Genomic DNA, 14,032 nt, shown 5'->3' on the forward strand with positions numbered 1-14,032 from the left:
GATTGCCCTAAAGGTAGGTATAACAGGTAAAATTGGATAGGTTTTTTGCGTTAACCAAGGCTGTGGAGTTCGCCCATGCAATGGCTCAAATTCACTTACTGGAAAGAATGGTGGTTCAAAAAACCTGAAACCGAAAGAAAACGTCTCAAATCTTTCATTCCTCTGGTACTCTATACCTTCGGTTTCGTTTACTTTGTGATTTACCTGTCCATCCTCAATTCGGTGAACCGCTACAAGACCGGCGACACCGTCAAAAGCTGGTTCGGGGGCGACAGGCCGGAACTGGTGAAATTGAAGGAAGAGCAGGAGCGGGAAATCGAAAAAAGTTACAAAAACCTGCGCAAGCAGGTCTCCGGCGGCCGCTGATGGCGGCTCCCGGATTCATGACAGCAACTCCCTGGTTTCGATGACACGACTCATTTATTTTGCAAACTGGTTGTACCTGTTTTCCCTCTCGCTCTGGGTTGGTGGCATGTTCCTGCTTGGCATTTTGGCCGAGATCGTGGTCCGCGTGAAACTGAAGGAACAACCGCAGTTGGCGAGCAACGTCATGAATGGCCTGATGGATATTTTCAACGTCCATATCATATACTGGTGCATGGGCCTCATGATCAGTGCGGTTTTGATCCGTTTCTTTGCAGACCGTCTTGGTTGGGGAGGCTACGTGGAACCCGTGGTCACCAAAAAGCGTTATACCAAGCAGGTGTTCCTGGCGATCATGGTGGTTCTGGCGATTTACATCGGAAGTGTTTTGCGCCCCGAGATGCATGCGATGGACCAGAAGAAAAAAGCCAACCCGGAAAACATCCAACTGCAACGGCAATTCGACACTTACCACAGCCGGTTGACCTGGCTGTACACCGTCAACATGATTCTCGGCTTGGGACTGTTTTGGATTCATGGCAAGGAAATGACCCGATTCCGGGAATCCGGCCAACCCGTGCCCCCGGCTTCCGCGTCCTGAAACCCGGTACGCTGCTTGATCCCGTGAGTGAAAACATATTTGAAGTTGAAGTGGATGGTTAAGCGGACTCAAAGATTTTGCCGTTTAGTGATCTTTGTGTCACTGTTGGCCTGGGTCTGGGTGTCCTGCGCCGCGGCCGCTTCCGTGGACCATGAGGAAGAGTTGGCAACGCAGGAAGTGCTCGAGATGTATTCGGACATGGTGGAAATCCCCGCCAGCACCTTCCGTATGGGATTGGGATTTCATAAAATCACCGACATGCTGGAAATGTGCTGGCAGGTGGATGACCGCTGCAACCGATGGTGGTTCAAGGATGAGTTCCCGGACCACATGGTGTACCTGGATAAGTACTGGATCGACATATACGAGGTCACCAACCAGAGGTATCTGGAGTTTGTTAAGGCCACCGGGCATCGGCCGGCCCTGGACGACACCTGCGAAACCAAAGCCTGCTGGGAAGGCAACCTGTGGAAAGGGGAGAGCTTTCCCAAGGAGATCAAAAACCAGCCTGTCACCCAGGTCAGCTGGCACGATGCAAAGGAATACTGCGAGTGGCGTGGCAAACGGTTGCCCACAGAGGCGGAATGGGAGAAGGCGGCACGCGGGCCGATGGGGAACCTGTATCCCTGGGGCAATGACCTGCCTCCGGGAAAAGCCACTTACCGCAGAAAGTGGCGTGGCATTCACACCATGACCGATGTCGGGTCTTACCCCAACGGCGTTTCCGTATACGGTGTCCACGACATGGCGGGCAATGTGTGGGAATGGGTCTCGGACTGGTATGACCGCAAGTATTACAAAAAAAGAGTACGCAATAATCCCCAGGGACCCAAGCGGGGGGTCTTTAAAGTGATGCGCGGCGGCTCCTGGGTGAACTACGAGGACACCCTGCACAGCGCTTTCCGGCGCTGGGGCCGTCCTTACGTTCGGTTCAACGACACCGGGTTTCGCTGCGCCAAAGATCCCATCCCAATTCCGTCCACGTCGGGACAAAATCATGAAGCCAAAACGGACTGACGACCTCACCGCCGCCGAACGCGACATTCTTCGCCGTTATGTCACCGATGTGGATGCCCGTGTTTTCTCCCTCCAAAACCTGAACCCGGAAGTCATCGGGGCGGCGCTGGCGCGTTACAGCCGGGCCCCCACCGGGTTCAAGGAAACCGTGGCCAGGGAATTCCTCAATCCCGACGGCACTCCCAATGACGTCAAGGGAAGCGAGATGGTGGACCGCGTCGTCAACAAGTTCGGCGACGATTCGGTGGCGGAACTGGCGGTGGCTCCGATCTGCATCGAGGAAGTTTCCAACCTGATGACCAAGATCATTGAGGACTGCCGGATCGGCGGCTCTCCCATCGAGGAATCCACCCGTTACGTCCTGTATGACCAGCAGCGCGGCGGAAGCTGGCGTTACGTGCGCCCGCGCAACGTGATGGAATCGGGGTTGGGCGAGTCGTACGTGGCGGTCATGGATTTTCTGTTTGCGACCTACGCCGCCATGGTCGAGCCGATGCAGGAGCTGTTCCGCAAGCGCCTGCCTGCCGATTCGTTCGCCATCGAGGTGGAACGCGGCAATGAAGTGGCGCGTGTGTATCCGAAAGACATGAAGGACGACAACGAGAAACGCGCGCATCGCATCGCCTACAACTTCACCATCCGCAGTGCGGCGTGCGACGTGATCCGTTGCATTCTTCCCGCAGCCACGCAGGCCAACGTCGGCATTGTCGGCAACGGCCGCTTTTTCTCCATGCTCATCTCGAAACTGCTGACGGAGGAACTGGTGGAGGCGCAGGACCTGGCAGTGCAGATTCGCAACGCGCTGAGTCACCAGATCCCGACATTCATCAAACGGGCTGCCCGGCGGGAGCACCGTTCCGCCGTTCATAAAAAAATGCGCGCACGCTGTGATGAACTGTTTGCCAACGAACCGATCGAAACGGCGCCGGAAGTGGCTTTGCTTGAAGACCGGGACGAGGATTACTTTATCAACCTCGTGGCGTCGATGATTTTCCCCTACGTGCAACATTCGACGGAACAGATAAGGCGCGTGGTGCGGTTGCTTTCCGAAGAAGCGCGGCTGGAAATTTTTCACCTGTATATGGGCGAGCGCAAAAGCAAACGCGACCGCCCGGGCCGTGCGCTGGAATACGGCTACCCCATCCAGTTCGACATCGTCGCCGGATTCGCAGAGTACCGCGACCTGCAACGCCACCGCATGCTCACCCAGCAGAGGCAGGAGATGGGTGTCCTGCTTGGCTATTCCATTCCCGACGAGATCGAAGAGATCGGCATGATGGAGGGGGTGCAGGAATGCTTTCAGCGTGCGGAGTCGCTGCACCACGACCTGAAGCGCGCGGGCCTGCGCGAGGAGGCGCAGTATGCGTCCCTGTTCAACCACTTCATCCGCTGGAACATGGGCATGAACCTGCGCGAACTGGGTCATTTCACGGAACTGCGCACGCAGAAGGCGGGCCATCCCAAGTACCGCCGTGTATGCCAGACGATGGCCCGGCTTTACCTCAAGCGCCATCCGGAAATGGAGCCGGTCCTGCGCTACGTCGATTACAACGACTACGACCAGAGTATCACCCGCGCCGAGCAGGAAGCACGCACCGCGCGCAAGAGTCTGGCAACCGGCGTGTTCGACGACATGGACGACTGAACCGCGTCACGGACCCTCGTTAAATACCTTCTTCTCCCGGAATACCACCGGTCGGTGGGTTTTCGGAATCGTCCACAGGTTGAGTTTTTTAGAGACGAAATCCGAGTGCACCACCTTGACGTGCGCCTCCAGCGCGTCTCCGTCTTCGCTCATCACCACCCGTTCCAGTTCCACAAAACTGGCCCCCGCACCGCGGTTGGAAAACCACAGCACCGTGTGGCGGGTGAAGTCAAGGGGCGGGGGATCGGGAATCAACCAGTTGAGCAGGCGTGGAAAATCAGACATCACGTTTTCCTGCAATTCCCATAGCGCGACGAAAGCTTCCCGGGTGTAGGTCGCTCCCTTGTAATGCACTTCCTCTTCGGGCAGGGGGCGCAGTCCCAGTTCCGGCGGCACATTCACGGATTGGAAGGAGAGGGATTCTTTTTCGACGGTCCACGCCGTCCCGGGCGCAAACAGGCATCCCATGAAGAGGAGCGCCAGAATCAGCAGGGGGTAAGGAAGAGGGGAGCGGTGCGGGACCGTGCTTCCGTGGAAATGATGATCAACCGGCGCCCGGTTTGCGTTTGCGCGCCACCGTGCGGTTCCGTCCGGCATTTTTGGCATCGTACAGGCAGTCATCCGCTTCTTTGATGTAGGATTCCAGATCGCGGCTGTCATCGTCCACACAACTGAGACCGAAGCTCGCGGTCACGCTGACCTGCTGGCCCTTGTAATTGAATTTGGCCGAGGCCAGTTTGGTGCGCAGTTTTTCAGCGAAGACGTAACCGTTTTCCAGATTGGTTTCCGGTAACAGAAAGAAAAACTCCTCGCCTCCCCAGCGGCAGATGTGGTCCATGCGCCGGCAACTGTTGCGCAACAGTTCCCCGACCTGCACCAGGATGTAATCGCCCGCGTCGTGACCGTACTGGTCGTTGATGCTTTTGAACTTGTCGATGTCCACGATAAGCAGGGTGAACGGCCGTTTGGTGCGTTCGAAACGCGCTTTCTCGTGCCCCAGCTTGTCGTTCAAGTCCCGGCGGTTGGGCAGGCCGGTGAGAGGATCGGTGCGGGTCGCCACCTCCAGTTTTTCCTTGAGTTGCAGTAACTCGTGAATCAACTGCTTTTGTTTTTCCCGGTCGGCCACCTGCTGATCGATGTTTTCGACGGTGGCGATGGTGATCTTGCCCGTGTCGTCGAACAGGATCTGCGACCGGATCTTGACCCAGATCATGGTGCCGTTGGGCCGGATCACCCGGCACTCGGCATCCACTTCCTCGCCCTTGTCGTTGCCCCGTCCCCATTTCCGGATGACGTCTTCCTGATCGCCGGGGTGGATGCAATCCCACCAGGCCTGGCCCAGGCTTTCGGAAATGGTCCTGCCGGTAATGACTTCCCAGGCCGGATTGACGTAGGCAATCAGATTATCATTGTCTGTCTGAAAAATACCGATGGGCGAGGTCTGGCTCATTTCCCGGAACCGCTTCTCGCCGAGGCGCAGTTGGTTTTCCAGAACGCTCCGTTTTGTCAAATCCAGAGCGATGCCGATGATCTTGTCCGGCTTGCCATCTACCATCTGCGGCGATTCAAACATTTCCAACCAAATGGGCTCGTGATGTTTATTGCTGAAAATGGTTTTGTAGTTGATCGGCTCTTTCGCGGATCCTGCTTCCAGGCAAGCCCGCTGTTTGAATGTTTCATTAACGGGATGATTGGCGAGGTAGTCGGGCCAGCGCTGCATGAAATCCTCGGGGGCATGCCCTAGAACATGAGTGACCTTGTTGCTGACGGAGATCAGGGGCCCCTCTGGATCCCGGGTAAACAGGAAAAAAGGAAACAACCCGTCGAACAACTGGAAGAACATTTCAGGATGTTCGAGCAGGAACGTTTTTTCCTGAATGATCTGGTTGGCAATGTCCCGTTTCATTTAAATACCCGGGTGCACAAGTAGCCCTTTCCCGGTTTTCCAGCAGGGGGAAGCGGGCGAAAAGCCAATTTTGATTGGAAGAATTTATACAAAAATAGTGTAACACTAAATTTTTCAATCCTGAATAAAAAACCAACCAAATTGATTAAATCCGGGTAACTGGTTGAGGCCGGTTTTTGGGTTATGGAGTGGGACGGGTCCTGAAGAAAAAAATAGGATCAATTGGCCTCCTTGCTAAACAGGGGATGTTCAAATTTTTGCAACGGACGAGATGAAGTTGAATCCAAACACCGTATTTTTGTTTGTACCCGTTTAATGAGACCGAAAATCCCGGTAAATGCCGAGAAAAAGGGTGAAATTGGGCGTGATTATGCTAGAGTTCCTGATTCTACGCCCTGATTTTAAAAAAATTTGGACAAGACCTCTGTTTTGGTTATCATTCGTGGGCATTTCTGAGAACCAATTATAAATAAAGGAACAATTGGCGATGAAAATTGGCATTCCCAAAGAAGTTCATCCCGGCGAGAGGCGGGTGGCCACAACCCCCGAGGTGGTGGTTCAGCTGTTGAAGCTCGGGTTTGAAGTCGCGATTGAGTCCGGTGCTGGTGCCGAAGCTAAGTTTTCCGATGAAGCGTACAAAGAGGCCGGGGCCACCGTGCTGGAAGGCCCGAAGGCCGTTTGGGATCAAAGCGATATCATATTGAAAGTACGCGGACCGGAGCACCATCCGGATCTGAAGGTGGATGAAGTGGATTTGACGCACGAGGGCCAGGTGCTCATTTCTTTCATCTGGCCTGCGCAAAATCAGGATTTATTGAAGCGGCTGGCCGCGAAAAAAGTCACGGTGATGGCGATGGACAGCGTGCCGCGCATCAGCCGTGCGCAGAAACTCGACGCCCTGAGCTCGATGGCGAACATCGCGGGGTATCGCGCGGTGGTGGAGGCGGCGCAGCTGTTCGGCCGGTTCTTCACCGGGCAGATCACCGCGGCGGGTAAAATTCCCCCGGCCAAGGTGCTGGTCATCGGCGCGGGCGTGGCGGGCCTTTCCGCCATTGGCGCAGCCAAGAGCATGGGCGCCATCGTTCGCTCGTTCGACACCCGCCCCGAGGTCAAGGAGCAGGTCGAAAGTATGGATGCGGAGTTCCTGATGCTCGAATTCGAGGAAGAGGGCTCCGGCGAAGGCGGCTACGCCAAGGTAATGAGCGAGGAGTTCATCAAGAAGGAAATGGAACTGTTTGCGGAACAGGCGAAGGAGGTGGACATCATCATCACCACTGCGCTGATTCCCGGCAAGCCGGCTCCGAAACTGATCGTCTCCGACACGGTGAAGCTGATGAAAAACGGCAGTGTCATCGTGGACCTCGCCGCCGAACAGGGCGGCAACTGCGAACTGACCGAGCCGGGCAAGGTGGTCAACGTCAACGGCGTTTCCATCATCGGCTACCTGGATCTGCCGAGCCGCCTGGCGACGCAGGCCAGCCAGTTGTACGGCACCAACCTGCGACACCTGCTGTCGGACATGTGTAAGGAAAAGGACGGCAACCTCAACATCGACATGGAGGACGAGGTCATTCGCGGTGTGACCGTGGTGAAGGACGGCGAGATCACCTGGCCGCCGCCCGCACCGAAACTCTCCGCCGCGCCGCCCAAACCGAAAGAAGAAGCGGCTCCTCCTGTTGTGAAGAAAGAGGAGGCGGCCCCTTCCGCCACGGGCATGATCATGACGTTTGTCATCGGCGGCCTGATGTTGTTGGGACTGGGATCGGTGGCGCCGGCTTCGTTCATGGCGCATTTCACCGTGTTCGTGCTGGCTTGTTTCGTCGGCTACATGGTCATCTGGAACGTGACCGCCGCATTGCACACGCCGCTCATGAGCGTCACCAACGCCATCAGCAGCATCATCATCATCGGTGCCCTTCTGCAGATCAGTTCGGGCGAAAAACTGATTATGTGGCTTGCCGCCGCAGCGGTCCTGATCACATCCATCAATATTGCGGGCGGCTTCGCGGTGACGCGACGCATGCTCGACATGTTCCGTAAATAGGAGGCGAAAAGATGAGTCAAGGTATCGTAACCGCCTCTTATATCGGGGCGACCATTCTGTTCATTCTGGCGCTGGGCGGCCTGAGCCATCAGGAAACCGCCCGACGCGGCAACATCTACGGCATCCTCGGCATGGCGATCGCGTTGATCGTGACCATCGCCGGGGTCACCGCCAACATGGGTCTGCTGATCGGCGGACTGGTGATCGGCGGCACCATCGGCATCATCCTCGCCAAGCGTGTGCAGATGACCGAGATGCCGGAGTTGGTGGCCATCCTGCACAGCCTCGTTGGTATGGCGGCGGTGCTGGTCGGCTATGCCAACTTCATGGACCCGTCCCAGCATTTTGAGGGCGTGGAGCAGAGCATCCATGATGTTGAAACTTATCTCGGCATCCTGATCGGTGCGGTCACGTTTTCCGGATCGGTCATCGCCTGGGGCAAGCTGTGCGGCAAGATCACCGGCAACCCGATGCTGATTCCGGGACGCCATCTGCTGAACCTCATCCTCCTGCTCATCACCATCTACCTGGCCAAGGTGTTTGTGGACGAGTCGGCGGCGGGCGCGGGATTGACCCCGCTGTTGATCATGACCGGCATCGCGCTGTTTTTCGGCATTCACATGGTCATGGCTATTGGCGGCGCGGACATGCCGGTCGTCGTGTCGATGCTCAACAGTTATTCCGGCTGGGCGGCTTCCGCCACCGGGTTCATGTTGAACAACGACCTGCTGATCGTCACCGGTGCGCTGGTGGGAAGCAGTGGCGCCATCCTGAGTTACATCATGTGCCGCGCCATGAACCGCAAGTTCCTGTCGGTCATCGCCGGCGGATTCGGTACCACCACGAGTGCGCCTTCCGCCGCGGGCGCGGAACAGGGCGAAATCCAGGCGCTGGAAGCGCCGGAAGTGGCCGAACTGCTCAAGGACTCGAAAGAGGTCATGATCATTCCGGGTTACGGCATGGCGGTGGCGCAGGCACAGCACATCGTGCGCGAGATCACCAAAAAGCTCCGCGACAAGAAGGTCAACGTGCGGTTCGGCATCCATCCCGTTGCGGGACGCATGCCGGGTCACATGAACGTCCTGCTCGCGGAAGCGCAGGTGCCGTACGACATCGTTTACGAGATGGACGAAATCAACGACGATTTCCCGGACGTGGACGTGTCGATCATCGTCGGCGCCAACGACATCGTCAACCCTTCCGCGCAGGACGACCCGAACAGCCCCATTGCCGGGATGCCGGTTATGGAATGCTGGAAGGGCAAGTACACCATCGTGCTCAAGCGCAGTATGGCCACCGGGTACGCGGGCGTACAGAATCCGCTGTTCTTCAAGGAAAACACGCGGATGCTGTTTGGCGACGCGAAGAGCAGTCTCGATGCGGTTTACGCCGCCCTGCAGGACGGTCATTAAGCAATAAGGAAGGAATGCGCTCACCCTGCCGCCGGACCCGTCAGCGGTCCAGCGGCAGGGTGAACACCGCATTGCCTTTCAAGGACGTCACCACCACCCGGTTGCGGGGAAAGTCGTGCGCGATCCCTGCCGGACTCAGCACATTTTCTTTCAGCACCTCCACCTCGCTGTAATTCCTTATCCGATAAACCCGTCCCTGTTGCGCGTCTGTTACGATCAGGCTATATTCCCGATCGAACACCACCCCGTACAGACTGCCGAACGATTTGCCAAAAAGTTGATGGACCGTACCGTCGCCACGTACGCTTAGAAGCCGACCTGTGTTGCGGGTGACGACAATCAGGACCTTGTGACGCGGATCGTAAGCGAGTCCGGCGGGGCCGTCCAGCCGTGGGCCCTTTGCGAATCGGGAAACGGTGTTGCCTGTGGTGGTGTCGATGCGGTAAATCGCGTTGCCGGGGGTGTCGCTTGCGTATAGAATCCCTTCCTCCCCGGTGGTGAGCCCGGTGAGTGACCGCACGCCCAGCCCGGAAAGATCAATGGTGCTCCGGATTTTTCCCGTTGCGACATCGAAGCCGCGCACGGTGTCGATGTCTGCGGCGTACAGCACGCCGTTCATCACGGCCAGGCCTTTGGGTGCGTGCAGGGTGACGGCATTCCGGCCCGAGGAGATGAAGCGCGGAGCGATCGCGTTGCCCTCGGCATCGAGGCGGGTGATGAACCCGTTGTCGTCTTTCAGGTCCGCCCGACCGCCAATGTTGGCGATGAAGATGTGGCCGCTTCGGGGATCGACGGCGACTCCTGCCGGTGCGTCCAGACCGGTGGCGACGAACGCATGCAGGGGGGTCGAAATTAAAATGGACAGTGCGAGGGTTCGAAGCATAGGGCTTTAGAAAAAATGGGGGCAGACCATGCTGTGTGCTTCCTGTATCATGATAGGCACACATGGAGAAACGGAACAACATTTATGTCGGTGTGTTTTTATTGGGGCTGACCGGGGTCCTCATCGGCGTGGTGGTGCACAGTCCCATGCTGGCGGTGGTCGCAGGGGTACTGGGATCGATCATCGGCGGTTTCATCGGCTGGCTGGGCGGACGTTTCTACCTGGTCACCATCTGTGTTGGCGTACTGATCGGGACGTTCATCGGCTACCGCACCGGGGACCGGGATATCCTCATTATCGCCGCGGGATCCGGTGCCGCCATCTCCGGGTTCGTCGCCAATTTCATCCAACTTTTTCGGCGTAAATGAATCATGAAAACGGCAGTGCGTTTTCTCATGGCATGGAGTGCGTGGCTTTGCTTCGCTGCAACGGCGTCGTCGGCGGAATTTGACGATCCGTCGATGGTCCTCATCCCGGAAGGCCAGTTCGTCATGGGTTCCGGCAAGGCGGAGGACGAACCGCCGCACACGGTCCACCTCTCGGCGTATTACATCGACAAGCATGAGGTGACGCAGTTGCAGTTCGAGGCGGTGATGGACGACAACCCGTCTAATTTTGAATCGCCCAACCATCCGGTGGAACAGGTCACCTGGTACGAGGCGCGCGATTATTGCCTGCAGGTCGGCAAGCGCCTGCCAACGGAAGCGGAATGGGAAAAAGCGGCGCGCGCCGGGACCTCGACCATTTTCTACTGGGGCGACGCCATCGACGGCGATCATGCCTGGTACTGGGACAACTCCGGCAAGACCACGCACCCGGTGGGACAGAAGAAACCGAATCCGCTGGGCCTGTTCGACGCGGCGGGCAACGTGTGGGAGTGGGTGCTCGACAATTACTCGGACACATATTACACCGAGAGTCCGAAACGCGACCCGAAAGGCCCGTTCGACGGCAAGTACCGGTCGATCCGCGGTGGGTCGTGGCGCGATCTCGAACAGACCCTGCGTGCCACGCGGAGGAATTACGAACTGGCGGCGGGCCGCTTCGACCACATCGGTTTCCGTTGTGTGCGCGAGGTGGAGTGAGTCGTAGCGTTCAGGTGTACATCGATGCCACGTAATCGCCGTAGCCGTTGTACTTCTGCGTGAGGCGCACTTCCTTCGTTCCGATCATCTCTTCTTTCGTCTGCGGCCAGCGCGGATGCGGCACGTTCGGGTCGACGTTGGCCTCCCACCCATACTCCAGCGGCTGCAGTGTATTCCAAAAAGTGGACGGTTCGTAATCGACCACTTCGATCCGCTGAACCGACTTGATGCTCTTGAAGCCGTACTTCCACGGCGCCACCAGGCGGATCGGTGCACCGTGCTGTTTCGGCAGGGGGTGACCGTAAATGCCGGTGGCGAGAATCGTCAACTCGTTCATCGCTTCTTTCATGGTGAGCGCTTCCGAGTACGGCCACGGTTGCCAGAAGGCGAACTGTCCCTGCGCCAGAAACGGTTTGTGGAACGACTCGAAACGCACGTGCGTCGCGCCGGATTGCGGCTCCACTTCATCCAGCAGGGCTTTCAACGGGAAACCCGTCCACGGCACCGCCATCGCCCACGCCTCCACGCAACGCAGGCGGTAGAAGCGTTCCTCCAGAATGAACTTCTTTAAGAAATCGTCGAAGTCGTAGGTCTTTGGTTTGTTGACGAGACCCGTCACCTCCACCTGCCAGGGGCGCGTCTGCAGGCGTTGCGCGTGGTGATCGACGTCTTCCTTCACCTCGCTGAACTCATAAAAATTGTTGTAAGACGCGGCGATGGCCTCGCTGGTCAAGCGGCGGTCGAGTTTGTACTTGGTGATGCGGTTGGCCGGGTACACGGTTTTTTCGAGATCGGTCAGATTGATCTCCGGATGCGCGTCAATCACCTCTTGTGGCGGCGAGCACGCGGGGAGCGCGCCTGCGGCGAACAGGGACGCCACGCCCATGGCTTTCAACACCTCGCGCCGGTTCATGTAGATCGATTCCGGCGTGAGTTCGCTTTCCGGCATCTCCCAGCCTTTGGGAATGTGGATGTTGCTCATGACAGTATTACCTTATTGTTTTTTAGGCACCCAGTCGTCGATGCCCTGCAGGTAGGGTTTCAATCCTTGAACGATGGGCAGGGCGATGATTTCCGGCACGTCGTAGCTGTGGTTGGCGCACACCCATTTTTCGAGATCGTCGAAACGGTCGCGGCGCGTTTTGATGATCATCAGTACTTCCGGATCGACGTTCATCTTGCCGTCCCAGTGGTAGTACGATTTGATGGAGGGTATCACGTTCACACAGAAGGCGAGCTTTTCCGTCACCAGACCGTTCGCCAGCTTTTCGGCTTCGTCTTCCGAACCTGCGGTGACGTACACCACCACATGCTGGTCCATATAGCCTCCGTCAGAAAACGTATTTCAGCAGAACAAATCCCAGCACCAGGAGAACGAAAAACACGATGCTGAGCAGGTTGAAATAACGCTCGATGAACACCTTGATGGGCGGGCCGAACTTGTACAGAAGCGCCGCCACGATAAAGAAACGCGCCGCGCGGCTGGCGAACGACGCGCCAACGAACACCGGGAAGTTGATCTGGAACGCTCCGGCGGCCAGCGTGAACACCTTGTAGGGCAGGGGGGTGAACCCCGCCGCGGCCACGGCCCACGCATTGTATTCCTGGTACCAGCCTCCTATTTTATCGAATTGCTCCTGGAAATGATAGAACTCCACGATGCGGTTGCCCACCAGGTCCATGAACTGCCAGCCCAGCAGGTAACCGAACATCCCTCCCAGCACCGAAGCGATGGAGCACACCAGCGCGAAGTGGAACCACCTGGTCGGCACCGCCACCACCATGGCGATCAGCAGCACGTCCGGGGGGATGGGGAAGAACGAGGATTCGGCAAAGGACAGCACCGCCAGCGCGGGGACAGCGTGTTTGGTCGAGGACCATTGCAGAACCCAATCATACATTTTTCGGAGCATGGTGGACCTTGAATCGGGTCAATAAGGAGGTAAAGGGTACCATAGGGTTGAATGAAACTTAAAGCATATTGACGGGGTCGACATCGAGCGTGACCTTGCATTGCGTGCCCGGCGGTTTGGCAACGGCATCGAGTCGTTTCACTTTGTGCAGGACGCTTTGCAAAACCTCCGCATTCCGCGCGCGGAAGATGAAGTGCCAGCGGAACAGGTCGTGCAAACGGTACAGGGCGGCGCGGGCGGGTCCAAGCAGTTCCACCCCCTCCGCTCCACGCACCAGCGGTGCGAACTCGGTCTGCAGTCGGTCGATGTACGCTTCGCCGTCTTTCTCACTCGGATGCTCGATGAGAAGCGACGCCAGTCGCGAATACGGCGGGTAGTGCAGGCGCTGTCTTAAAGCGAGTTCCTTTTCGTAAAAGCCGTCGTAGTCGTGCGACGCGACATAGTCGTACACGTAGTGATCCGGATTGTGCGCCTGGATGACGACGCGGCCCGGCACGGTGCCGCGTCCGGCGCGTCCCGCCACCTGGGTCAGCAGCTGGAACGTCCTCTCGCAGGAACGGAAATCCGGTATGTGCAGGGACAGGTCGGCGTACACCACGCCGACCAGTGTCACGCCGGGGAAGTCGTGTCCCTTGGTGATCATCTGCGTACCGATGAGGATGTCGATGCGGCCTTCACGCATGTCGCGGTACATGGCCTCGAACGCCGAGCGCGTGCGGGTGGTGTCGCGGTCCAAGCGTGCCGTCCGTGCGGCGGGGAACAGGGATCGCGTTTCTTCTTCCAGCTTTTGCGTTCCGAAACCACTGAAGCGGATCACCTCGCCGCCGCACTCGACGCAGTGGTCCGGCATCACGCGGGTCAGGTTGCAGTAGTGACAGAGCAGGATTTTCGTGCGGCTGTGAAAGGTGAGGGACACACTGCAATGTGGACATTCAAAAACAAACCCGCATTTGCGGCAAACGACGTAGTTGGCCGTGCCGCGCCGGTTGAGAAACAGAAACACCTGCTCGCCCAGATCCATGCGTTCGAGGATGGCTTTCTTGAGTTCCAGCGAGAAGATGGAATAATTTTTGCGCTCGTCGCGTTCCTTCCTCATGTCCATCAGGTGCACCGTGGGCATGAGGCGCGTGCCGATCCGTTTCGGCAAAGTCAGATGATGGTAT

General features: G+C 57.6%; 15 protein-coding genes. 8 read left to right on the forward strand and 7 right to left on the reverse strand.

The window, feature by feature from the left end; genetic code table 11:
• Nucleotides 1–75: 75 nt before the first annotated feature.
• The 4 genes from TX82_RS06260 to TX82_RS06275 all read left to right on the forward strand — a co-directional run bounded on the left by TX82_RS06260 (nt 76) and on the right by TX82_RS06275 (nt 3,626).
• On the forward strand, nt 76–366 hold the full coding sequence (locus TX82_RS06260; RefSeq protein ID WP_005008244.1) for a hypothetical protein: 291 nt from the start codon (nt 76–78) through the stop codon (nt 364–366).
• A gap of 40 nt (nt 367–406) precedes the next feature.
• Nucleotides 407–964: a DUF4149 domain-containing protein gene (locus TX82_RS06265; RefSeq protein WP_005008246.1), complete on the forward strand. Its 558-nt coding sequence runs from the start codon at nt 407–409 to the stop codon at nt 962–964.
• Between the two features lie 87 nt (nt 965–1,051).
• Complete coding sequence (locus TX82_RS06270; protein WP_244875005.1) at nt 1,052–1,981, forward strand: formylglycine-generating enzyme family protein; 930 nt, start codon at nt 1,052–1,054, stop codon at nt 1,979–1,981.
• Nucleotides 1,962–3,626 carry an FAD-dependent thymidylate synthase gene (locus TX82_RS06275; protein WP_005008252.1) on the forward strand — a complete coding sequence of 555 codons (1,665 nt, stop codon included), beginning with the start codon at nt 1,962–1,964 and terminating at the stop codon, nt 3,624–3,626. The genes TX82_RS06270 and TX82_RS06275 overlap by 20 nt, the downstream gene beginning before the upstream one ends.
• A 6-nt stretch (nt 3,627–3,632) precedes the next feature.
• On the opposite strand, the gene TX82_RS06280 is transcribed toward TX82_RS06275, so the two are convergent.
• Nucleotides 3,633–4,094: a hypothetical protein gene (locus TX82_RS06280; protein WP_187291923.1), complete on the reverse strand. Its 462-nt coding sequence runs from the start codon at nt 4,092–4,094 to the stop codon at nt 3,633–3,635.
• A 76-nt stretch (nt 4,095–4,170) separates the two neighbouring features.
• Entirely contained in the window at nt 4,171–5,532 is a 1,362-nt protein-coding gene (locus tag TX82_RS15135) for a sensor domain-containing diguanylate cyclase (protein ID WP_005008256.1), read from the reverse strand.
• Nucleotides 5,533–6,019: 487 nt separating this feature from the next.
• Here TX82_RS15135 and TX82_RS06290 point away from each other — a divergent pair, with 487 nt between their 5' ends.
• Complete coding sequence (locus TX82_RS06290) at nt 6,020–7,576, forward strand: Re/Si-specific NAD(P)(+) transhydrogenase subunit alpha (RefSeq protein WP_005008260.1); 1,557 nt, start codon at nt 6,020–6,022, stop codon at nt 7,574–7,576.
• Nucleotides 7,577–7,587: 11 nt separating this feature from the next.
• Nucleotides 7,588–8,988 carry a Re/Si-specific NAD(P)(+) transhydrogenase subunit beta gene (pntB, locus tag TX82_RS06295; protein WP_005008261.1) on the forward strand — a complete coding sequence of 467 codons (1,401 nt, stop codon included), beginning with the start codon at nt 7,588–7,590 and terminating at the stop codon, nt 8,986–8,988.
• A 40-nt stretch (nt 8,989–9,028) separates the two neighbouring features.
• Here the strand turns inward: pntB and TX82_RS15140 are convergent, their stop codons facing one another.
• The gene (locus TX82_RS15140; RefSeq protein WP_005008268.1) at nt 9,029–9,871 is read right to left on the reverse strand and encodes an NHL repeat-containing protein; all 843 of its coding nucleotides are present in this window, start codon (nt 9,869–9,871) and stop codon (nt 9,029–9,031) included.
• 62 nt (nt 9,872–9,933) lie between these two features.
• Here TX82_RS15140 and TX82_RS06305 point away from each other — a divergent pair, with 62 nt between their 5' ends.
• The gene (locus TX82_RS06305; RefSeq protein WP_005008269.1) at nt 9,934–10,239 is read left to right on the forward strand and encodes a hypothetical protein; all 306 of its coding nucleotides are present in this window, start codon (nt 9,934–9,936) and stop codon (nt 10,237–10,239) included.
• A gap of 3 nt (nt 10,240–10,242) precedes the next feature.
• Nucleotides 10,243–10,956, forward strand: a complete 714-nt coding sequence (locus TX82_RS06310) for a formylglycine-generating enzyme family protein (protein WP_005008271.1) — start codon at nt 10,243–10,245, stop codon at nt 10,954–10,956.
• Between the two features lie 10 nt (nt 10,957–10,966).
• Here TX82_RS06310 and msrP read toward each other — a convergent pair whose 3' ends face one another.
• The 4 genes from msrP to priA form a co-directional block, all read right to left on the reverse strand.
• On the reverse strand, nt 10,967–11,938 hold the full coding sequence (msrP, locus tag TX82_RS06315) for a protein-methionine-sulfoxide reductase catalytic subunit MsrP (protein WP_005008273.1): 972 nt from the start codon (nt 11,936–11,938) through the stop codon (nt 10,967–10,969).
• A 12-nt stretch (nt 11,939–11,950) separates the two neighbouring features.
• On the reverse strand, nt 11,951–12,277 hold the full coding sequence (gene cutA / locus TX82_RS06320) for a divalent-cation tolerance protein CutA (RefSeq protein ID WP_005008275.1): 327 nt from the start codon (nt 12,275–12,277) through the stop codon (nt 11,951–11,953).
• A gap of 10 nt (nt 12,278–12,287) precedes the next feature.
• Entirely contained in the window at nt 12,288–12,869 is a 582-nt protein-coding gene (locus TX82_RS06325) for a YqaA family protein (protein WP_005008276.1), read from the reverse strand.
• Nucleotides 12,870–12,927: 58 nt separating this feature from the next.
• Nucleotides 12,928–14,032, reverse strand: a 1,105-nt coding sequence (gene priA, locus TX82_RS06330) for a replication restart helicase PriA (RefSeq protein ID WP_187291924.1), incomplete at its 5' end; no start/stop codon positions are given.

The sequence above is a fragment of the Nitrospina gracilis 3/211 genome (assembly GCF_000341545.2).
Taxonomy (GTDB): domain Bacteria; phylum Nitrospinota; class Nitrospinia; order Nitrospinales; family Nitrospinaceae; genus Nitrospina; species Nitrospina gracilis.

Coding starts and splice junctions, on each gene's coding strand:
- pntB (WP_005008261.1), top strand. CDS start 7,588: ATGAGTCAAGGTATCGTAACCGCCTCTTATATCGGGGCGACCATTCTG.
- TX82_RS06280 (WP_187291923.1), bottom strand. CDS start 4,094: ATGGGATGCCTGTTTGCGCCCGGGACGGCGTGGACCGTCGAAAAAGAA.
- TX82_RS06325 (WP_005008276.1), bottom strand. CDS start 12,869: ATGCTCCGAAAAATGTATGATTGGGTTCTGCAATGGTCCTCGACCAAA.
- TX82_RS06265 (WP_005008246.1), top strand. CDS start 407: ATGACACGACTCATTTATTTTGCAAACTGGTTGTACCTGTTTTCCCTC.
- msrP (WP_005008273.1), bottom strand. CDS start 11,938: ATGAGCAACATCCACATTCCCAAAGGCTGGGAGATGCCGGAAAGCGAA.
- TX82_RS06275 (WP_005008252.1), top strand. CDS start 1,962: ATGAAGCCAAAACGGACTGACGACCTCACCGCCGCCGAACGCGACATT.
- TX82_RS06290 (WP_005008260.1), top strand. CDS start 6,020: ATGAAAATTGGCATTCCCAAAGAAGTTCATCCCGGCGAGAGGCGGGTG.
- TX82_RS15140 (WP_005008268.1), bottom strand. CDS start 9,871: ATGCTTCGAACCCTCGCACTGTCCATTTTAATTTCGACCCCCCTGCAT.
- cutA (WP_005008275.1), bottom strand. CDS start 12,277: ATGGACCAGCATGTGGTGGTGTACGTCACCGCAGGTTCGGAAGACGAA.
- TX82_RS06260 (WP_005008244.1), top strand. CDS start 76: ATGCAATGGCTCAAATTCACTTACTGGAAAGAATGGTGGTTCAAAAAA.
- TX82_RS06305 (WP_005008269.1), top strand. CDS start 9,934: ATGGAGAAACGGAACAACATTTATGTCGGTGTGTTTTTATTGGGGCTG.
- TX82_RS06310 (WP_005008271.1), top strand. CDS start 10,243: ATGAAAACGGCAGTGCGTTTTCTCATGGCATGGAGTGCGTGGCTTTGC.
- TX82_RS15135 (WP_005008256.1), bottom strand. CDS start 5,532: ATGAAACGGGACATTGCCAACCAGATCATTCAGGAAAAAACGTTCCTG.